Origin of the sequence: Alcanivorax sp. (assembly GCF_040119285.1) — a bacterium.
GTDB lineage: Bacteria > Pseudomonadota > Gammaproteobacteria > Pseudomonadales > Alcanivoracaceae > Alcanivorax.
Genome location: NZ_JBEDTY010000016.1, coordinates 1 through 19,952 on the forward strand (window position 1 = coordinate 1; position 19,952 = coordinate 19,952).

General features: G+C 56.3%; 20 protein-coding genes. 3 read left to right on the forward strand and 17 right to left on the reverse strand.

Features of this window, described 5'->3' with window-relative positions:
* Nucleotides 1–579 precede the first annotated feature (579 nt).
* From mpl to ABNH10_RS04920, 3 genes are all read left to right on the forward strand, one after another.
* A complete protein-coding gene (gene mpl, locus ABNH10_RS04910) occupies nt 580–1,932 on the forward strand; it encodes a UDP-N-acetylmuramate:L-alanyl-gamma-D-glutamyl-meso-diaminopimelate ligase (RefSeq protein ID WP_349384941.1) in 1,353 nt (450 codons plus the stop codon).
* A gap of 162 nt (nt 1,933–2,094) precedes the next feature.
* Nucleotides 2,095–2,553 (forward strand): DUF2214 family protein, encoded by a 459-nt coding sequence (locus ABNH10_RS04915; RefSeq protein ID WP_349384942.1) that lies wholly within the window; start codon nt 2,095–2,097, stop codon nt 2,551–2,553.
* Nucleotides 2,550–3,152, forward strand: a complete 603-nt coding sequence (locus tag ABNH10_RS04920) for a flavin prenyltransferase UbiX (protein WP_349384943.1) — start codon at nt 2,550–2,552, stop codon at nt 3,150–3,152. Before ABNH10_RS04915 ends, ABNH10_RS04920 begins: the two co-directional genes overlap by 4 nt.
* Before the next feature lie 75 nt (nt 3,153–3,227).
* Here the strand turns inward: ABNH10_RS04920 and ABNH10_RS04925 are convergent, their stop codons facing one another.
* From ABNH10_RS04925 to mrdA, 17 genes are all read right to left on the reverse strand, one after another.
* Nucleotides 3,228–3,947, reverse strand: coding sequence for a ZIP family metal transporter (locus ABNH10_RS04925; protein WP_349384944.1), 720 nt, complete (start codon nt 3,945–3,947; stop codon nt 3,228–3,230).
* 162 nt (nt 3,948–4,109) lie between these two features.
* On the reverse strand, nt 4,110–4,841 hold the full coding sequence (locus ABNH10_RS04930) for an energy transducer TonB (protein ID WP_349384945.1): 732 nt from the start codon (nt 4,839–4,841) through the stop codon (nt 4,110–4,112).
* Nucleotides 4,838–5,272: an ExbD/TolR family protein gene (locus ABNH10_RS04935; protein ID WP_349384946.1), complete on the reverse strand. Its 435-nt coding sequence runs from the start codon at nt 5,270–5,272 to the stop codon at nt 4,838–4,840. The genes ABNH10_RS04930 and ABNH10_RS04935 overlap by 4 nt, the downstream gene beginning before the upstream one ends.
* The gene (locus ABNH10_RS04940) at nt 5,269–5,649 is read right to left on the reverse strand and encodes an ExbD/TolR family protein (protein ID WP_011589247.1); all 381 of its coding nucleotides are present in this window, start codon (nt 5,647–5,649) and stop codon (nt 5,269–5,271) included. Before ABNH10_RS04940 ends, ABNH10_RS04935 begins: the two co-directional genes overlap by 4 nt.
* The gene (locus ABNH10_RS04945; RefSeq protein WP_349384947.1) at nt 5,639–6,310 is read right to left on the reverse strand and encodes a MotA/TolQ/ExbB proton channel family protein; all 672 of its coding nucleotides are present in this window, start codon (nt 6,308–6,310) and stop codon (nt 5,639–5,641) included. Before ABNH10_RS04945 ends, ABNH10_RS04940 begins: the two co-directional genes overlap by 11 nt.
* A gap of 373 nt (nt 6,311–6,683) precedes the next feature.
* Nucleotides 6,684–7,118, reverse strand: coding sequence for a copper resistance protein NlpE N-terminal domain-containing protein (locus ABNH10_RS04950; RefSeq protein ID WP_349384948.1), 435 nt, complete (start codon nt 7,116–7,118; stop codon nt 6,684–6,686).
* A 337-nt stretch (nt 7,119–7,455) separates the two neighbouring features.
* Entirely contained in the window at nt 7,456–8,124 is a 669-nt protein-coding gene (locus ABNH10_RS04955; RefSeq protein ID WP_349384949.1) for a glutathione S-transferase, read from the reverse strand.
* A gap of 131 nt (nt 8,125–8,255) precedes the next feature.
* Nucleotides 8,256–9,731, reverse strand: a complete 1,476-nt coding sequence (gene dacB / locus ABNH10_RS04960; RefSeq protein ID WP_349384950.1) for a D-alanyl-D-alanine carboxypeptidase/D-alanyl-D-alanine endopeptidase — start codon at nt 9,729–9,731, stop codon at nt 8,256–8,258.
* A gap of 188 nt (nt 9,732–9,919) precedes the next feature.
* Entirely contained in the window at nt 9,920–10,897 is a 978-nt protein-coding gene (gene lipA / locus ABNH10_RS04965) for a lipoyl synthase (protein ID WP_349384951.1), read from the reverse strand.
* A 59-nt stretch (nt 10,898–10,956) separates the two neighbouring features.
* Complete coding sequence (gene lipB / locus ABNH10_RS04970) at nt 10,957–11,670, reverse strand: lipoyl(octanoyl) transferase LipB (protein WP_349384952.1); 714 nt, start codon at nt 11,668–11,670, stop codon at nt 10,957–10,959.
* Between the two features lie 379 nt (nt 11,671–12,049).
* On the reverse strand, nt 12,050–12,319 hold the full coding sequence (locus ABNH10_RS04975; protein ID WP_349384953.1) for a YbeD family protein: 270 nt from the start codon (nt 12,317–12,319) through the stop codon (nt 12,050–12,052).
* Between the two features lie 12 nt (nt 12,320–12,331).
* A complete protein-coding gene (locus ABNH10_RS04980) occupies nt 12,332–13,216 on the reverse strand; it encodes a D-amino acid aminotransferase (RefSeq protein ID WP_349384954.1) in 885 nt (294 codons plus the stop codon).
* A 40-nt stretch (nt 13,217–13,256) separates the two neighbouring features.
* Nucleotides 13,257–14,417 carry a D-alanyl-D-alanine carboxypeptidase family protein gene (locus ABNH10_RS04985; RefSeq protein ID WP_349384955.1) on the reverse strand — a complete coding sequence of 387 codons (1,161 nt, stop codon included), beginning with the start codon at nt 14,415–14,417 and terminating at the stop codon, nt 13,257–13,259.
* Nucleotides 14,418–14,707: 290 nt separating this feature from the next.
* Entirely contained in the window at nt 14,708–15,637 is a 930-nt protein-coding gene (locus ABNH10_RS04990; RefSeq protein WP_349384956.1) for a septal ring lytic transglycosylase RlpA family protein, read from the reverse strand.
* Nucleotides 15,634–16,740, reverse strand: a complete 1,107-nt coding sequence (mltB, locus tag ABNH10_RS04995; RefSeq protein ID WP_349384957.1) for a lytic murein transglycosylase B — start codon at nt 16,738–16,740, stop codon at nt 15,634–15,636. The genes ABNH10_RS04990 and mltB overlap by 4 nt, the downstream gene beginning before the upstream one ends.
* 58 nt (nt 16,741–16,798) lie before the next feature.
* Nucleotides 16,799–17,944 carry a rod shape-determining protein RodA gene (rodA, locus tag ABNH10_RS05000; RefSeq protein ID WP_349384958.1) on the reverse strand — a complete coding sequence of 382 codons (1,146 nt, stop codon included), beginning with the start codon at nt 17,942–17,944 and terminating at the stop codon, nt 16,799–16,801.
* A complete protein-coding gene (gene mrdA / locus ABNH10_RS05005) occupies nt 17,941–19,848 on the reverse strand; it encodes a penicillin-binding protein 2 (RefSeq protein ID WP_349384959.1) in 1,908 nt (635 codons plus the stop codon). The genes rodA and mrdA overlap by 4 nt, the downstream gene beginning before the upstream one ends.
* Nucleotides 19,849–19,952: the final 104 nt, after the last annotated feature.

The window sequence follows — 19,952 nt, forward strand, 5'->3', positions numbered from 1 at the left end:
GCCAGTCCACGGAAACGTAGCATCTGGCATGGCGGCAGTGTCCTTGTTGTGTTGCTTGGTCGCACAAACAACTTAACTCGGTGCACTGTCCGCCCATACCTATTTCACTCTAATCCGCGATGAACCCTTTTTTTTATCACTTTGTCGAACTGAGATTCTATAAGCATCGCACCGACGAAGCTGCATTTTCGAACCCTCAAGCCATGTCGGTTAAGCTCACGGTTAATCTTCGTGAAGAGCTTTTTGCCCAAGTTATACTCCCCCAGCAGATGCCAAAGCCCAGTATGATCGTGAATGGTTGTGGCCGTCGGCCTGCGCGGTTTGTGACGTAATATTGGCAATCGTTGACTTCAGAGCCTTTCAAGTAAGCAGTTGATCCAGTTTCTCAAGAAACACCGTCTTCCCGGGTCTTATGCTTCTTGTTGTGATACTCGGTTTTGCCATAGGGCAATTGGCTCATGGATAATCTCGGCGGCATTAGATGGGAAAATTCAACAGGAATTCGGTCGGCCCAGCTCTTCACCTTGGGAGCCCTTGCCGTTATGGTGCAGGGAATCTAAATGTTGGCAGTTCCTTCCCATGCATATTCATATTCTCGGTATTTGCGGCACCTTCATGGGGTCGCTGGCTCAGCTCGCCAAAGCACAGGGGCATCAGGTCACTGGCAGTGACCAAAACGTTTACCCGCCCATGAGCGATCAATTGGAAGCGGTGGGTATTGCCTTGACCCAAGGGTATGATCCGTCGCAACTGGAACCGGCTCCGGACCTGGTGGTTATCGGTAATGCGTTAAGCCGTGGCAACCCGGCGGTGGAAGCAGTACTGGATCGCGGCTTACCTTATACCTCCGGGGCGCAACTGCTCCAAGAGGTGGTGCTTCCCGGTCGCTGGGTGCTGGCTGTGGCTGGAACCCATGGCAAAACCACCACCAGTTCCATGCTGGCCTGGATCTTGGAATATGCGGGTTTAAAGCCTGGTTATCTGATTGGCGGTGTACCCGGCAATTTCGGGGTATCGGCCCGGTTGGGTGAAACGCCTTTCTTTGTGGTGGAAGCAGACGAATACGATACGGCGTTTTTCGACAAGCGCAGCAAGTTTGTCCATTACCGACCGCGCACCGTGATTCTCAATAATTTGGAATTCGATCACGCGGATATTTTTGCGGATCTGGCCGCTATTCAAACCCAGTTCCATCACTTGATTCGTACTGTACCGTCCACCGGGCGCTTGATTCTGCCCCATGGAGAAGCCGCGCTGGAGGAGACCCTGGAAAAAGGCTGCTGGAGTAACGTGGAGCGCTTTGGTAAAGAGGAAGCATTGGGCTACCGGCTGGATCAGGCCGATGGCTCAAGCTTTACCGTGCTTGAAAGCGGTGAAGCGGTGGCGCAGGTGCATTGGGGCCAGACTGGCCGTCACAGTGTGAACAACGGGATGGCCGCGTTGCTGGCCGCCCGGCATGTGGGTGTGACCTTGGCGGATGGCGCGGCAGCGTTATCGGAGTTTGTGGGTGTGAAGCGGCGTATGGAATTGCGTGGTGAAGTGGGCGGGGTGCGGGTTTACGACGATTTTGCCCATCACCCCACGGCCATTGCCACCACGCTGGATGGGCTGCGGCGCAAGGTGGGTAACGGCAAAATACTCGCCATTATCGAGCCCCGCTCCAATACCATGCGCCTGGGGAGCCACAAGGCCGCGTTGGCGGGCAGCACCGGGTGCGCTGATGAGGTAATCTGGTATCAGCCGCCGGGCTTGAACTGGTCGCTGGATTCGGTGCTGAATGAGGCGCCGGTGCCGGCAACGGTGACCGAATCGCTGGATGATATTATTGCCAAGGTAGCAAGTCACAAAGGCGAGCCACTGAGCGTGGTGGTGATGAGCAACGGCGGTTTTGGTGGCATTCACCAGAAGCTGCTGGATGCGTTGGCTGAGTAACAGCGGCAAGCTTCAATCTGCTCAAATGATAGCAGTAAGCGTCTTGAGGCGTCTGTGCTCGCGCTTTTGTCCTGAGAGCCGGGAGAAATCGCAAAACGTATTTATTTTGTCCGTGTTGAGGTTTGAGACGTGTCGCTCGTTTCGAGCATTTAGGAGGTTGTCATGTTCTGGTCGGTACTCTGGGCATCGGTGCATTACCTAAGCATTCTGATGCTCTTTGCTTGCTTGTATGGCGAGTTGTTGCTGTGGCGAACCGGCATCAATGAGCGCAATATTCGCACGCTCTTATGGCTGGATATTGGTTATGGCCTGTCGGCGCTAACGGTATTGATCAGTGGCCTGGCCCGGGCGGGCTGGACGGAAAAAGGCTGGGACTTTTATCTCACTAACCCTTGGTTTCATGGCAAGGTGACGCTCTTCGTGTTGATCGTCTTGTTGAGCTTGTATCCCACCAAGGTGCTGCTGGGTTGGCGAAAAACAGTTAAAGCAGGCCATGTCCCTGTGATTGATGACAAGCTGCAACGCAACCTGCGTGGCGTGCTGGTGGCAGAAATTCATTTGGTTATATTGATGCCGATTCTGGCAGTGATGATGGCCAGAGGTGTCGGGATGGGCTTATGACACATCGGGTGACGTTGGCTTTTACCGGTGCCTCCGGAGCACCTTACGGGTTACGTTTGCTGCAGTGTTTGCTGGAGGCGGACTGTGAGGTGTTCGTTCTACTTTCCAAGGCTGCGCGAGTGGTCATTGGCACTGAGACGGCCTTGAAACTGCCTGCGGGAACTGGCAAGGCCGAGCAGGCGTTGCGCGATTGGGTAAAGACAGAAAAGGGGCGGCTGGTCGTTTGTGGGTTGGAACAATGGACTGCACCGGTGGCTTCCGGCAGCGGTGCTCCCGCAGCCATGGTGGTCTGCCCTTGCTCTACGGGGACCTTGTCAGCCATTGCGATGGGGGCCAGTGATAATCTGATAGAACGGGCTGCGGATGTGGCCATCAAGGAAGGCCGAAAATTGATTCTGGTGCCCCGGGAATCGCCTTTCTCGGCGATCCACCTGGAGAACATGCTTAAACTTTCCCGCCTTGGCGTCACCATCATGCCTGCCGCGCCCGGGTTTTATCATCAACCACAAAGCGTGGATGATCTGGTGGACTTTATGGTTGCCCGGTTACTGGATCATCTTGGAGTGGAACAAGCCTTAGTGAAGCGCTGGGGGGAGTGAGTTGAACGTTTAACCGCGCGTCAGGCGTTAATGTTTCAATTGATGGTGGCTGCTGTCGCGGTTCAACTTTAGCGCTTACTGCACTAGGAGGTGGCCAACCAGCCCCAGCGCAAAACCGGCCACAGCCCCTTGAGCTGGCATCCAGTGTTTTTCCAGTGGCACTTGCGGGGCGATATCCTGGAAGGTCAGATAGAGAATGCCACCGCTGGCAAACAGCATGATACCGCCGAGAATAAAGGGTTGATTCACCAGGATCTCAAAGCCGAGCCAGGCACTTAATGGGCCCAGCAGGGCCATGCAAGCGAAAGCCAGCACGATGCGGCTTTTAGACAGTGTGTTGCCCTTGCTATTGTAGATTTCCCGATAGGCATTGAACCCTTCCGGCATGTTTTGCATGCCAATCAGGAACGCCAGCAGGTAAGCCTGGCTGCCGCCACTGGCCAGCGCCGCCCCTAGAGCGATGGCTTCCGGGACAAAATCCAGCAACATGGCTAACAATTGTGACAGAGCGCCACCGCGTTTCGCCAAGGCCCGGTCAATAAACATGAAGACCAGTCCGCCACTGGCGAACAATAGTGTGGCGGAGAAAGCACTATGGTGTTTGACCGCTTCTGGAACCAGCACTAATGCCACGGCCGCTAATAGGGCGCCGCCGCCAAAAGCGATAACGCCGTGGCGCACTTCCTGCTCAAGCCAGCTTTTGGCGATATGTTCCTGCACGCCAATGAGAGCCCCCGCCGCCATGCTGAGACCTGCTGCTAGGCTTAATAACAGTGCCAAAGTTAATGCGCTCACAGGCGTTTCCTTCAAAAGAGAGAGCAGGCAAACCCGCCCCGGCGGGCGGGTAATGGCGTGCCAGACAGCGTGATTGTTTAATCAAGCATTCAACAGTAAAGACAGATGCGCAGGGGATCAACTTGAGACGGAAGAAGAGATCGCCGCTGAGGTAATGGCGCGTCAGCCATTGCTCAGATCGTAATTCACCGGTGCAATAACGTGTACAGGTATGCTGCTGCTCCCCAGCTCTTTGGGGGGGGCGTCGAAGCGTAACCTTGAAACGAGCTCTTTGGTGGCGCGGTCTAGAATGCGACTGCCGGAACTTTCCGTAATCTTTACCTGTTCTGCGCGCCCAGACGCATTGATGACAAAAGACACCTTAACGGTCCCTTGTTGGCGGCGCATTTTAGCCCGGTGCGGATACTGCTTGTTGTAATCGATGGTGTCGCGCACTTTTGCCAGGTATTTGTTGAGCTCATTTTCCGTATCACCGGATTGATGCACTCCTTCCCCCGGGGCGCCCGCCATGCCTTTGGCGCCTTGAGTCAGGGGCTGTGCCGAGGCTTCTTCGTGGGTGTCTTCATTCTCGGTTTTCGTGGCCGCAGTTTCTGCTACCTGAGGTTCCGGGGCTGGCTCTGGCTTGGGTTCCGGTTTCGGTTTTGCGACCGGTTTGGGCGTAGGCTTGGGTTTTGGTTTTGGTTTGACTCTCGGTTGCGGGGCGGGCTGGGCCTTTGGCGGTATCGCTTTCGGCGCAGCCTTTGGGGCTGGTGGAGCAGACAGGTTAATGGCAATTTCACTAACGCCCGGTTTTGCTGGGCGGCCACCGGCAAGCGTCATGGCGCCAACGGTAACCAGCACGCTGACGTGAATTAGAATGGAGGCGATCCAAGCGGTGAGATTACGGGGTTTCATGGTGCCACCTTGCTAGCGCTTTCTGCTGCTGCGTCACTCTGCGTCACCAGCCGAACCTGTTTCACACCCATGCCTTGCAGGGTTTCCAAACGCCTGCGCAGAGCTTGCATGGTTACGCCTGCGTCGGCCAGCAGGCGGACCTCTGCATCTTCTGGCTTGTCGCCCAGTCGTGCCTGCAATGCCGCGTCGCTTAGCGGTTCGGCGCTGTCTTCAGCAAACCATTGCCCATCGTTCTGCATCACCAGTAGCAGCTTGTCCCGGGCTTCTTCGCCGTTTGCGGTCTGGCTCATCGGTGCTTCCACCGCCACGGTGGGGCGTTTGGTCAATTGTCCGGCTAACATGAAGAAGATCAACAGCAGGAAAACCACATTGATCAGCGGCAGCACCGGCTCCAGTGGCGGTCTGCGTGATGAGGTTTCCATGATCATCATGGCAACAGCTCCAGTTGAACATCGCGAACGCCGGCGGCCTTCATGGCGTCTACAGCGGTCAGTGCCTGTTGCAGAGTGGCCTCTGGATTCACTGTGACCCATACCTTGGTCTTGCTGGTATCCAGCCGGTCTGCAACCGCGGCCGGGGTAAAGCTGACATCATTAAGGGTCAGCATACCGTTGGCCTGCACGTTGATTATCAACCATTGTTCATCCGGTTGCTCGGTGCTGTCTGCGGGTTGCACGTTAACAGGCAGGTCATGGTATTGCCCGAAACGGGTGGCGAGCATGAAGAACACCAGCAGAATAAACACCACATCAATTAGTGGTGTCAGGCTGATAAAAGGCGTGCGATGACGCTCAGGTTCAATATGCATGCGACACCGACGGGTCGCGATCCTCTTCCAGAGGCTCGGGAGCCGTGTGGTTGTTGCGCAATACTTTCAAACGCGACAGTCGATCCTGCATTTTCTCGCGGCATTGTTCGATGCTGCGGTCGGCCCAGTGGAAGGCCGCCAAGGTCGGGATGGCCACGGTGAGGCCGGCGGCGGTGGTCAGCAGGGCTTCCCAGATACCCCCGGACAGAATGGAGGGGTCCACCTGTGAGCCGGCCATCTCCAGGGCCTGGAAGGCGCCAATCATGCCGAATACGGTGCCAAGAAGGCCCAACAGGGGAGCAATGGCGCTAATCACTTCCAGCACACGCATACCGCCGCGTAGCTCATCCAGGCCGCTGCGGGCCAAGCGTAGGCTTTCTTCCTGCCAAGCGGCCTCATCCAGGTTACGGTTTTCCCAGCATTGCCAGAGCACTCGGTCGATGGGGCTGGTTAATTTGCCGGGTTTGCCTGGCGGTGTGCCTTGGCGTATTGCGCTAAGCAACTGGTCCGCCTGGCGACTGTTGCCAGGGCGAATGCGCGCGAACTGCAAGATCTTGGAGATGAACGTTGCCAAGGCAATCACGGAGAGCAGGGCCAGAACCCACATGGTGGCGCCGCCGCTAACAAACCATTCCGGCAACTGCAGAGAAATCTGGGGCATGGAAAACTCCAGCTATGGGCAAATAGTTAGGTGCCCGGTATTGGGTAAAACAGGCCCTTGCATGTTGCCACGTAATAATGACCGCGTTGATAACGCAAGGTTACGGGGCGGTGTGGCAATGACTCAACGCCAAGGGTTGAATAGGGCTCGAAATACTATGGTGTTTAGGCACTTAATGCAAGTCATTCCTATTTGGGATGCATTCACAGATAGCGGTAAAATGCCGCACCTAAAAGGGTTATGGCGGCATCCGGAGGGGACGATGAATAACGGTTACAAGTTTGTGCCATAGTGCGAGGCCCGTATAGCGCGGCGGCAGGGTGACATATGGAAAAGGCGCCGAAGCGCCTTTTTTTGTGCTGATAATAAAAAATTATTTGCTGAGCAAACGGTAATTCAGGTTTGAGTCGATTCTGTATCCGGATTGATTCAGTTGTTCGATGGCATTAACTGCATCTTTTAGATATTTACGTTGCGATTCGTCTTGTTCAGGGTTGATGGTATAGACATCTTCTTGGGTCACACCTTCCCGATATTTTTGCGACGTCCAGTCACCCCGTTCCACGGTATTTAGCTTCACAGTGGAGCCGCTCATATATTCTTCACGCAGCTCGAAGCGAGTGGGATTGTTGTATTGGTCACGGTACAGGGTCAGAGTGGTACGAATACCGGAGCAATCTCCGCAGGGAAGCATCCCGTTATACACGTCCTTCTGTGCAGTGGGGTTGATCGGGGTTTCGGGTTGGCTCTGGCAGCCGGCGAAGGCGACGGTACAGCCCAGTACGGCGGCGGCGAAGTACTTTTTCATGGCATCACTCCCTTGCAGGTTTTCCTTCTAGTTAGGGCTTAGAGTACACCTTTGCTGCTTGGTTCGTTGCTTTAACAATATTTTGCATATCGGGACTGAGCCAATCTCAGATGAGGAGTCATCATAGGCATTTGATCGCCACTAGGTGGCGTTGCGTCTCGTTTAAGTAGGAAACGAGCTTGTCGGCCCCGCCATAGTTAAATCAGCAGCAAATAAAAAACAGAATTATCAGGGCTGCCATACTGCTATTTTTGCTGAGGCCAGTGCGGTTGCGAGGCCCCTTTGCCGCATTGCATACAATACCGGCTGGCACTCAGTTAGCGATGCTTGTGGTCGATTAGTTCATCGGAGTCAGTGGGCCGGCGCGTTCCACGGCTTTTTGATAAGCCGGGCGTGCTTCCATCTGTGCTACAAAGCGTTTGATCGCTGTCAGTTTGCTCAAGTCGGCGCGGGCTGAAGCAGCCTGCAACGGAAAACTCATCAGGATATCGGCCCCAGTCGGCGTATCACCGGCAAACCAAGTGTGCGTTGCCAAGTGCTGTTCGATCATAGCTAGATTATTTTTCAGCTGCGGGTCGAGCATGGTGCCGATGACCTTGCCGCTGATTTTTTTGGCGATGGGCTTGGCGAAGAAGGGCATTGGCGCTTTGCCAACGTGGCGGAAAATGAGCTTCATGACGAGCAGTGGCATTAGGGAGCCCTCGGCGTAGTGAAGCCAGTAGCGGTAGTTCAGCCACTGATCTTGGTCCGGTTCGGGTTGCCACTGACGGCTGCCATAACGCTGCACCAGGTATTCGATTATCGTTCCGGATTCAGCAATGACAGTGTCACCGTCAGTAATGACGGGTGACTTGCCTAGCGGGTGAACTTCGCGCAGGGCCGCCGGGGCCAGCATGGTTTTTGGGTCGCGGGCGTAGTGTTTTATTTCATATTCCAAGCCGAGCTCTTCAAGCAACCAGATGATCCGCAGGGAACGGGAATTTTCTAGGTGGTGCACAGTAATCATAAAAGGCTCTCTGCCAAGTCTTCGCGCTAGGGGTGGGGGCACACAAGAATCAATGTGCTGCGAGCATAGCAGAGAAATTGCTGTGACCACGACAAGGCCTGATCACAGCGGAAGGTGGAGCGGACAACGGCTTATTGCTTGGCGGTGCTGATGCTTTCAGGCCGCGTGGACAGGTGGACCTGCTCAATGAACGCATCGAGCACGGGTTCAGTTTGCCACGCGCGGGGGCTGTTCACCATGGCCACCACTGCCCAGGTAGTGTTGTCTTCATCGCGGGTGAATCCTGCGATAGAGCGCACATTACGCAGAGAGCCGGTTTTGATGTGGCCCATGCCGGCCATGTCAGCGTTCCCCAGCCTGCGACGCATGGTGCCATCCATGGCCACCAATGGCAGGGAGGCAATTAGTTCTGCGGCAAAACGGCTTTCCCAGGCCTGCTGCAGTAGCAGGGCCATTTGTCGGGCGGTGATGCGTTCAATGCGTGACAAGCCGGCCCCGTTTTCAAAGACCATACTCTGGCTGTCGATACCTTTACGGGCTAGCCAAGTACGAATTTCACGCTCTGCGGCGGCAAGATCGTCTTTATCGTCGGGCTGCCGGTGCTTGGCGCCCAACGTCAGGAAGACTTGCCGCACCATCACATTGTTACTCCACTTATTAATATCGCGGACCATGGTGACCAAATCACGCGATGAGGTGGTGACGAGTAATTCTGTGTCTGCTCGAGGGCGCAGGCCTTCGCGGATGGTTCCTGAAAGGGTGCCGCCAAGTTGTTGCCACAGGCTAGAGAGCAGGGCACCGGTATAGGCGGGCTGGCTTAACAGAGACAGGTAACTGCTGGTGCTACACCCTATGGGCAGCACGCCGGTGACCGTGATGGTTATTGAGCCGTCATCACGGGTGGTAGGTTCATAATCAAATTGATAGCGGCGAGGGCAATGTCCGTACTCGCGCAGTACCAGTTGGTTGTTAATTTGGATGCCACTGAGGTTCGGTTCGGTCCAGGTATGAATGCCCCGGTTGTCTGCTCGGGCCCGGATGCGCAACACATTCAAGTTGGTGAGCAAGCCGTTGGGTTCTACCAAGAAGGGTGCGTTGGGGTTATCACCGTCATCATTAAAGGCGGTGATGCCATTGGGCACGTTAAAGACGCTGCCATCCAGAATCAGGTCGCCGGTGATATGGGTGATGCCCATGGCGCGCAATTCCCGCAGCAGCAGCCATAACCGCTCTTCGGTGAGTTTAGGATCGCCGCTGCCAACAAAATACAGGTTGCCATTGAGGGTTTCCCCCTCAATCGTGCCGTCGGTGTACAGGCGAGTGTGCCATTGAAACGTGGGGCCCAGTAATTCTAGCGCTGCGTAGGTGGTAATGACCTTCATGATGGAGCCAGGGTTTAGGGGCAAATCCGCATTCATGAAACGGGCTTTTCCGGGGCCATCCAGGGGGATGGACGCTACTGCCAAATCGGTTTGCGAAAGCTCCAGGTTTTCTGCGACTTCCAATACGGGGGCCATAATCGGCGCTGGAATGTCTGCTTGGGTGGAGCTGGCGAGCAAGGTGCCGAGCACGAAAAAAATGCCGCAAAAAGGCGAAATGAAAAACATCTTGGGCTGTCTGCGGATTGCACTTTTCGGCATCACAAAGGGACCTTCAAAATCGTAACGGCAACAACCGCTAGGGCGAAGCGGCCTGAATAGAGCGCTAGCGTAATGCAAAGGCGGAGCCGGGTCAGTGGGCCACCCGTGTGGAAATGTAAATTTAAGCGACCGTGCCAGTAAGCACGGCCTTTGGATCAGGGTTTATAGAGGCCCACATCCACGCCTTGATGCTGCAAATCAGCATGGTAGGAGCTGCGGACCATGGGGCCGGAGGCAACCGAGGTGAAGCCCAGCTCGTTAGCTACGCGAGCATACTCACGGAACTCATCCGGGTGTACGAAACGCTCCACTGGCGCGTGGTGCTTGCTGGGCTGCAGATACTGGCCGATGGTGATCATGTCCACGTCATGGGCTCTGAGGTCTTTGAGGGTATTGATGACCTGTTCGAACGTCTCGCCCAATCCCACCATGATACCACTCTTGGTGCTCACATCCGGGCGCAGAGCCTTGTAGCGTTTAAGCAGATCCAGGGAGTGCTGGTAACGGGCGCCGGGGCGGATGTGCTTATATAGGTCCGGAACGGTTTCAATATTGTGGTTAAACACGTCTGGCGCGGTCTCACCGAGAATCTCCACAGCGGTGTCCAGGCAAGGCCGAAAGTCTGGTGTGAGAATTTCGATGCGCGTATCCGGGGTGCGGGCCCGCACCTGACGGATGCATTCAGCAAAGTGTTCGGCGCCACCGTCGGCCAGATCGTCCCGGTCCACGGAGGTGATTACTACGTAATTCAGGGCCAGATTTTCCACCGACTCTGCCAAGTGTAACGGTTCTTGCGCATCCAGTGCATTGGGCCGGCCGAAGCCCACATCGCAGAAAGCACAGCGACGGGTACAGATGTCGCCCATGATCATGAAGGTGGCCGTGCCGCCGCCGAAACATTCCGGCAAGTTGGGGCAGGCCGCCTCTTCGCAGACGGTGTGCAGTTTCTGTTTGCGTAGCAGGGACTTAATGCGTTGAATTTCGCCATTGGCGGGAACGCGTACACGAATCCAGTCCGGCTTGCGCTGGTAGCCGGATTCTTCATTAACCATGGGGATGGTGCGTACCTTGTCGGCGCCGCGTAGTTTGTCACCGATTTGCACTTTGCGTTTGGCTTGGGCCTGTTCGCTCATGGGGTTTCCATTGCCGTCGAGTGCTGCCGGAAGGGTGGGGCAGGCATCTGTGTCTGTGGTTACAGCCGCTCTGGCTGTGGGGTCAGAGCACTGTCAGGATCGCCGCCAGTGGTGACATTCTCATGGGGGGCATTGTACCAGTCCGGAAGGGCCGTTGTCCGGGGCGTTAGCCCAAGACGTTTGGCTAAAACGGATACCAGCTGTTGTTCCATGCTGTGGCGGTCAAGATCCACCCCTTGAGCTTTCAGTGTGGTCATGGGTTGATCCACGTGCCCGCAGGGGTTAATGCGATGCCAGGGAGAAAGGTCCATATCCCGGTTGATGGCTAGCCCGTGGTAGGTGGCGCCACGGCGGATACGCAGACCCAGGGACGCGATCTTTGCGCCTTGTACATAGACCCCGGGTGCGTCATCTCGATTAACGGCGGTAATGCCCAGACTTGCAAGAAAGTCGATGATGCCTTGTTCAATGGCGGAGACCAGCCCGCGGCTGCCCAGTCCTAGCCGTTTGATGTCCAGCATCAGGTAGACCACTGTCTGGCCGGGGCCGTGATAAGTCACTTGCCCGCCACGGTCGCTGTTTACTACTGGAATCTCACCGGCATTGAGCACATGTTCGGGCTTGCCGGCCTGGCCTAGCGTGAAGATGGGGGGGTGTTCGAGTACCCAGAACTCGTCGTCCTGCTGCGCGTGACGGTGGTCGGTGAGATCGCGCATGGCGTGCCAGCATGAGGAGTAATCGACTTGTGGGAAATAGCGAATCAGTGCGTCCATGGGGGAAGTATACGGCCAGCTATGCACTACAGGCTAGCCGCTACACGCGATGCGCATTGGATAGGCAAGAATCAACATCCGTTGATGTAAGTATTTTCTACAGGGCCGCTGTTGAGGTTCCCTGAAATGAAGCAGGGCTCCCTTTGTTTAAATCATACGATCACGAGCGCGCGGGTTAACAAGATCGAGATTTAATTGCTGAACTCTGATGCCGAATTCAATGCGGCTATCATCGGTGACATTAATCGTCTGGAAGGCGTCGAAATGCACTGGGGCACGGTGTTGGGCTGCCAGAACAGGTAATGGCGAGAAACGTGGGCCAGTGCACTGTCCAGGTGAGAGACACTGGCGCTTAAAGCCGCTGCCGTGTACTCGTGTACTAAAGAGTCACTTTCACATGGGGAGAATCACTGAGTGCCTGGTAGATGGCCTCTACCTGTTCCCGGTTGCGCATGGTGACCTTCGCAGTGAAAGAAATGAAGGTGCCTTTGCTGCTGGGTTTGCTGTTCAGGTGTTTGTCTGCGTCAAAATCCTCAAGATGGGTGTTGAGAATCTCGATAAGCGCGGCTTCAAGGGGGGAGTCGATGGCCCCCATGACTTTTAGCTGCATGTCATGGGGGAATTCCCACAAATGTTCCTGAATGGCCATGGGCGGCTCCTGTCAGTCGTGCGCGTTTGGGGCATCAAGCCCGCAAAGTCGACGTTTATGCTGGACGTAGTGATGCGCAAGGGCTTTCCATAATGGCCCCGGCGTTCCACTCCCTATTATAGCGTTGTTGAGCTGAGTGACGGGCACCACTTCCTTGGTCGAACTGGTGATCCAGATTTCATCTGCCTGGCGTAACTGCATTTCAGTGATTTCACGCTCTTCTAGTGCGAGACCGTGCTGGTGGCACAGCTCTACCACCAGATCCCGGGTAATGCCGCCAAGAATGGCATGGCTTTTGGGGGGAGTCGCAATGGTGCCGGCCTTGACGATGAAGACATTGCTGGCCGAGCCTTCGGTAACAAAGCCGTCGCGTAGCAAAATGGCTTCGGTGGCCCCGGCGGCCACGGCTTGCTGGCGAAGCAGGCTGTTGGGCAGCAAGGAGACGGACTTAATATCGCAACGGGCCCAGCGGATATCATCCAGGGTGATTGCGCGAGCGCCAACGGCGGTTTCTGGGCTGTCGGCGTCGGGGATCGCGATCGGGCTGGTCATCATGAATACCGTGGGCGTGACCGCAGGTGAAGGGAATGCGTGGTCGCGTTTTTCGGCGGCCCCACGGGTTATTTGCAGGTAAACCGACAGGTTGCCAGCACCATTGGCGTGCAGTAACTCATCGCATAGTGCACGCCACTGCGCGCGGCTGTGTGGGTTGCTGATTTCGACTTCGGTAAGGGAGCGTTCCAGGCGGGCCAGATGTTCTTCGAAGCGAAACAATACGCCATTATAAGCCGGGATTACTTCGTAAATGCCGTCGGCAAATAGAAACCCCCGATCCATCGGCGATATTTGTGCGTCCGCTGGCGCCATGAAGGCGCCATTGAGGTAAACCTGGGTCATGGTATGGGGCCCGCGTGAACCGTGTTACGTGCTTGCGTTTCTAGAACAAGCCTTTGAAGAACAATAACAGATGGTGCCAGAGCTTGGTAAAGAGGCCTGCTTCCTCCACTAGCTCCAGTGCCACTATCGGTTTTTTGATCAGCACGTCATTGTTCAGCCGTACGGTCAGGGTGCCGTATTGCTGGCCTTCCAGGATCGGTGCCTTAAGCTGCGGGGTGACACTGATTTCCGCTTTCAGGTTTTCATGGCTCTCGCGGGGGATGGTAAGTACCAAGTCTTCAGCCAGACCCAGACGCAGTTTATCCTGCTCACCCATCCATACATCGACGGTATCCAGTACGTCTCCGGCGCTGTAGGCCTTGTACGTTTCGTAGAATCGGAAGCCGTAGGTTAACAACTTCTGGGATTCACGGGCACGGGCGCCTTCGGAGGCGGTACCCATAACCACGGCAATCAGCCGCATATCATCTTTCTTGGCCGAGGATACTAGGCAGTAACCTGCTTCCTCGGTATGGCCAGTCTTGAGGCCATCTACCGTTGGGTCACGCCACAGCAGCAAGTTGCGGTTTTGTTGGGTGATGCCGTTGTAGGTGAATTCCTTTTTGGCATACAGGTCGTAGTGATCGGGAAAATCACGCACGATTGCCCGGGCCAGAATGGCCATGTCTTTGGCGGTAGTAAAATGGTTCTCTGCCGGCCAGCCGGTGGCATTCATAAAGCGGCTGCTATTCATGCCAAGACGGTTGGCGTGCTGATTCATCAGGTCGGCAAAGGCATCTTCGGAACCGGCAATATACTCGGCCATGGCCACGCTGGCGTCGTTACCGGACTGGATAATGATACCTCGCAGCAAGTCTCCCACCGGAACACGGGTCCCTTCGCGTACGAACATGCGTGAGCCGCCCATTTTCCAGGCCTGGACGCTGATTGGTGCCATATCCGTTTCCGAGATATTGCCTTTCTGCAGTTCTTCTTCGGCTATGTAGGCCGTCATCATCTTGGTCAGGCTGGCCGGGGGCAGGCGCTGCTCAGCATTATGCTCGACGATAATCTGCCCGCTGGCCGCATCCATTAGCAGGTAGCCTTTGGCTTCGATTTGTGGCGCCCGGGGGACCATTTGCGCTTGGACTTGTAGGGAAAGAGCGGTGCCGATCAAGGCAAAGAAAGCAAAAAAGGTAAAGCGGAAACACTGGGGACGCATGGGTATCCTGCCTGTTAGTTGTTCTCGGATGATTCAATTCTCGAAGGGTTCAGGGAATCAGTAATGCGCCGGTCGTGTCGTGTAGCGCCACCAGCGGAAGAGCCCGGAGGAGGGTGTGACACGGAAAAGGCAAAAAATTTCCATAAAGACCATCAAGTTGCGTTATGCCATCACTAACAAGTGTTGAAAAGCCAGAGTATGCAAGGGGCTTTCAACAGCCTTATAGCTGGTTGCATTCTAGAGGACTGGCGAGGGCCTGTTAACCGGAGAAACGGCTGATCCGGGCGTTTTCAGGGGCTGACGGGCATGGGGCGGTCGAAACCCGCATCGACAACCGTTTGCCGTGCCTGCTGGCGCTGCAGGTCGTTTTGATAAGGGCCAATCCAGACCCGGAAGAGATGCCCGTCCGAGTGCTGGATCCGGGTATCGACGCCCAGTTGGTTGACCAGTTTTTGTTGTAGTCGTTGAGCGCTGGTACGGTCCGAGAAGGCGCCTGCCTGCAGAAACAGGCTTGCGTTTTTGTCGGTTTCTTTCGCCGTGTCCGTTCGAGCCCCGGCGGTGTTCTGCGCTTGTGAAGGCGGCGGGCTATCCAGGGCGGCGCGTACGGTAGTGGAGGCTGTGCTGCTGGCCCCCTGAGGTTGCTGTTGACCGCTGATGGCTTCGACCCGCACATGCCCGGTGCCGGACTGCTCAATGCCCAACCGCACTGCGGCTGCCCAAGAGAGATCAATGATGCGATCTTCGTGGAACGGGCCTCGATCGTTTACCCGTACTACCAGGCTCTTGCCATTATCCAGATTGGTAACCCGGGCATAAGTGGGCAGTGGCAGGCTACGGTGGGCGGCAGTGAACTGATACATATCGAAAGGTTCGCCGCTGGAGGTGCGATGGCCGTGAAACTTCTGGCCATACCAAGAGGCGCTCCCTTCTGCCACGTAACCATCAGGTTGGGGTAACACCTGATAGGTCTTGCCCCACACGCTGTAGGATTGCGGATTGCCATAGCGGCTGCGCGGTTCATTTTTGGGGACCGGTTCCGGCAGCTGTGAGATATCCCTGCGATCTTCAGGGCCAGTGTCCTGATGCAGGCTGTAACGGTCGGAGCCGGGTGCTCCACCGTTGCCGGCAGCAGGGCCACCATTGCCACCACTGGGTCCTGGCGTTGTGGCACAGGCGCCGAGAAAGGCAGAGGCCATCACGGCACAAGCCAGACGGTTCATCGATTATCCTCCAGTGCCGCAGCCAGCTGTCGTGAGAGTTGTAGCACGGCCATGGCGTACAGGCGACTGTGATTGTAGCGGGTGATCACGTAGAAATTGTCGGTAGCCAGCCAGAATTCCGCGCCCTCGGCGCCGGTCAGGTCGAGCAGAGCGACACGGGTGCTGGCGGGCAGGTCAAAGCAGTATTCACTGACCAGCCGATCGTCGTTGCAGCTAAGTGCGGTGACGCCGGCATTGTTGGCTTGTGTCAAAGTAAACGATGGCTTGTAACCTTTTTTGGCGAGCGATACGTAACCGGTGCCATCCAAATGTGCTCTAGCAGCCACGGGCAAGCCGGGTTGCCAGTTGTGTTCGCTGAAATAGTTGGCCACAGAGCCAATGGCATCCACCGGATTGTTGACCAGATCGGTAACGCCGTCGTTGTCAAAATCCACCGCATAGGCCTGGTAACTGGTGGGAATAAACTGCCCATAGCCCATGGCACCCGCGTAGGAGCCGGTGATGGTTTCGGCATCGATATGGGCATGGTGTTCCAGTTCAAACAGCGCTTTGAGCTGTTTGCGGAAAAAGCTTCCGCGGGGGGGATAGTCATAACCCAGGGTGGCTAGTGCATCGACCACGCGGTAGCTACCCATATGATCACCGTAGCGGGTTTCCACGCCGATGATAGCGAGAATAATTTCACGCGGCACCCCGTAGGTTTGTTCGGCTCGGCTTAAGGTGCCCGCGTGGGTGTTGGCGAACTCAACCGCTTTTTGGACCCGGCTCTCCTGCAGGAAGATTTTCTGATAAGTGGCCCAGGTATGGGTTTTTTCCGCAGGGCGAGCGATGGACTTGAGAATCTTCGGTTGGCATTGCGCGCCTCCCAGGACGTCTCGCAAACGCGCTTCATCCTGGCCCTGAGAAACCAGTTCGGCAATCAGGGATTTAACCTGTTCGCGCTGCAGATAATCGTTGTTTTCCGGGCAGGTGTATTCGGCCAGAGCCGGCAGGGAGGTGAAGGTCAGTGCTGCGCCCGCAAGGGCTGAATAGGCCGTGCTGGAGCGGAAAGTGCCTAGGATGCCGGAATAGAAGCGACGCAAAGGGGTGTCTCCTGTTTTCATTATTTCTGTGGACTGCGTTGTTGGAAGCAGGCCGCTGTAAAGGCGGCCTGCCACGCATTTAGTAACTCATCAGGCGGCGGTGAGTGTGAACTGACATCAAAATCCCGAAACTGGCCAATAGCGTGACAACGGAGGTGCCGCCATAGCTGATCAGAGGCAAAGGGACGCCTACGACAGGTAAGAGTCCTGAAACCATGCCAATGTTCACGAAAACATAAATAAAAAATGTCATCACCAAACTGGCAGCCAGTAGCCGGGCAAAGGTGTCTTGGGCGTGCCAGCTGATAAAGAAACCGCGACCTACGATGACCAAGTACATCATCAGTAAAATGCTGACGCCAACCAAGCCGAATTCTTCACTGAGTACCGCGAGAATAAAGTCCGTGGAGGATTCCGGCAGGAAGTCCAACCGTGACTGGGTGCCGTCGAGCCAGCCCTTGCCGTTCACTCCCCCGGAACCGATGGCGGTTTTCGACTGGATGATATTCCAGCCAGTGCCGCGGGGGTCCGCCTCCGGGTTGAGGAAGGTGTCTACCCGGTTGCGTTGGTAATCGTGCATCACGAAGAAGTACATCAACGGTGCGGCGGTGATCACAATCATCACGGCCACGGTGATCAGTCGCCAGGACAGCCCTGCCATAAACATTACCACCAGCCCGCTTGCGGCGATCAAAATAGCCGTGCCCAGGTCCGGTTGCAGGCCGATCAACATGGCTGGGACGCTCAGCAATAACAGGGCAGCAATCACGTCGGGGAGCCGGGGTGGCAGCGTGCGCTCACTAAAATACCAAGCGACCATGGCAGGCACTGCCAGTTTCATTACCTCCGCCGGCTGAAAGCGGCCCGCACCGGGAATGGATAACCAGCGCTGAGCCCCTTTGGCTTCGGTGCCGATAAATAACACCATTATTAACAGCACCAGGCCGATGGAGTAAATCACTGGCGCCCAGAAACGGTAACTTCGCGGTGGGATCTGGGCCAGCAGGAACAACGCGGCAAGGCCGGCACCAAAGCGGACACATTGGCGCACGACCAGATCCATGCTTTCGCCGCCGGCGCTATAAAGAACGGCGAGGCCAGAGAACATGAGCAACAGTAGGCCCACCAATAGTGGAGGGTCCAGGTGCAAGCGTACCGCCAGCCCGGGAGACAGGCTGGTGCCGGTTTGGCCTGGCATTTGGCGGATAAATTCGCGCTGGCTCATGGACGGCCCTTGTTATCGGCGTTGGCGTTAGATGGTGGCTTGGCGGGAGTATCGGCAAATACCGGTGGGACTTCCAATTCGCTCTGTTCATTCAGTAGCCAAGCGTCCATGACTTCGCGGGCCACCGGCCCGGCGGTTGAACCACCGTGGCGGCCATTTTCCACCAGTACCGCCACCGCAATCGCTGGTTTGTCGGCGGGGGCAAAGGATACCAGCAGGGCGTGGTCCAGTAGTCGTTCCGTCAATTCGTCTTCATTATAAGTTTCGTCCTGGCCTACCGAGAAAACCTGGGCAGTACCGGATTTGGCAGCGATGTCATATTTGGCTTTCATGGCCATGGCCCGCGCCGTGCCGCCGAGCTGGGTTACACCGACCATGGCGTCGGTCATCTTTGCCCAGTTGCTCTGATCATTAAGCACAATGTCGGTTCGCTCTACTGGTTTGTGGTCACCGGCGAGCGTGGGGATCACCTGTTTGCCCTGGCTGGCTATGATCGCCGTGGCATTGGCCAGTTGCAACGGCGTAGCAAGCACAAAGCCTTGGCCGATGCTGGCGTTGATAGTGTCGCCGTGGAACCAGGGGCGGCCGCGCGCTGCCTTTTTCCACTGCTTGGAGGGCATGATGCCGCTGGATTCATTGTGCAGGTCGATACCGGTAGGCTGGCCCAGGGAAAACTGGGTCATGTAACGGTGTAGACGTTCAATACCCAGCTTAAAGCCCATGTCGTAAAAATACGTGTCGCAGGACTGCACCACAGCGTCGCGCAGATTGACGCGGCCATGGCCCCAGCGTTTCCAATCCCGGTAGCGGTGGGGGTCGTTTTCCAGTTGATAGTAGCCAGGGTCGAAAATCGTTCGTTCCCAGTTGGTCACCCCGGCATCAAGGCCGGCGAGACCATACATGGGCTTGATGGTGGAGCCTGGTGGGTAGCGCCCTTGCAGTGCCCGGTTGAACAGGGGGGTGTTGTGGTCGTTGCGGTAGGCGGAGTAATCCTTGTAAGAAATGCCGGTGACGAACAGGTTGGGGTCAAAGCCCGGGCGGCTCACGAATGCCAATACACTGCCATCGCGTGGGTCAATGGCGACCACCGCGCCCCGGCGTTCGCCCAGCGCGTCATAAGCGGCTTGTTGCACGCGCATGGAAAGGCGCAGGCGTAAGGGTTGGCCCGGTACCGGTGCTTGTTCTTCCAATACCCGCAGGATTCGTCCGCGAGCATTGGTTTCCACTTGGCGGTAGCCCACCTCACCGTGCAGGGTGTCTTCATAAAACCGCTCGATGCCGCTGCGCCCGTAAAAATGGGTGCCGGCGTAGTCGCGTTGCTGGTCCAGGGTCATGGCGTCCAGGTCTTGGACGTTAATCCGGTTTACGTAGCCCAAAACATGGGAAAATAGAATGCCATGGGGGTAGTGGCGAATCGGATCGGCGGAGATCCTGATGCCCGCCAGCCGGTGCTGGTTCACCACCAGCCGGGCAATTTCTTCTTCCGTGAGCCGGCCTCGCAATGGCACAGGTTCCCAGGGGCGGCGCGCGGTGCGGCGGCGTTTCTCGAAACGTTCTCGGTCTCCCTCATCCAACTCAATCAGCTCGCCCAGCTCGATGAGTAACTGGTCCAGCTCGCCTGCCTGCTCAATGATGATTTCCAACGAAAAGTCAGGGCGGTTATCGGCAAGAATTTCGCCATGACGATCGGTAATCAGTCCGCGCGGTGGGGCCACGGCCTGGGTCTGGACCCGGTTGTTGTCACTGAGGGTGGTGTAACGATTGTGTTCGATGACCTGTAACCAGACCATACGGCCAAGCAATACCCCGGTGAGCAGCAGCACCAGAAAAACACCCACGACAAGGCGAACGCTGAAAATACGTTGCTCGTGGTGATGATCTTTCAGCGTTAATGGTCGGCGCATGTTGGCGTCAGAGTCCAGGGTTACTTCTTAGGGCGAATAGAGGGACGCGTGATAGTAGCAAAATAACGCTGTGTCGGGGGGACACTCAAAGCCACAAGTGACAA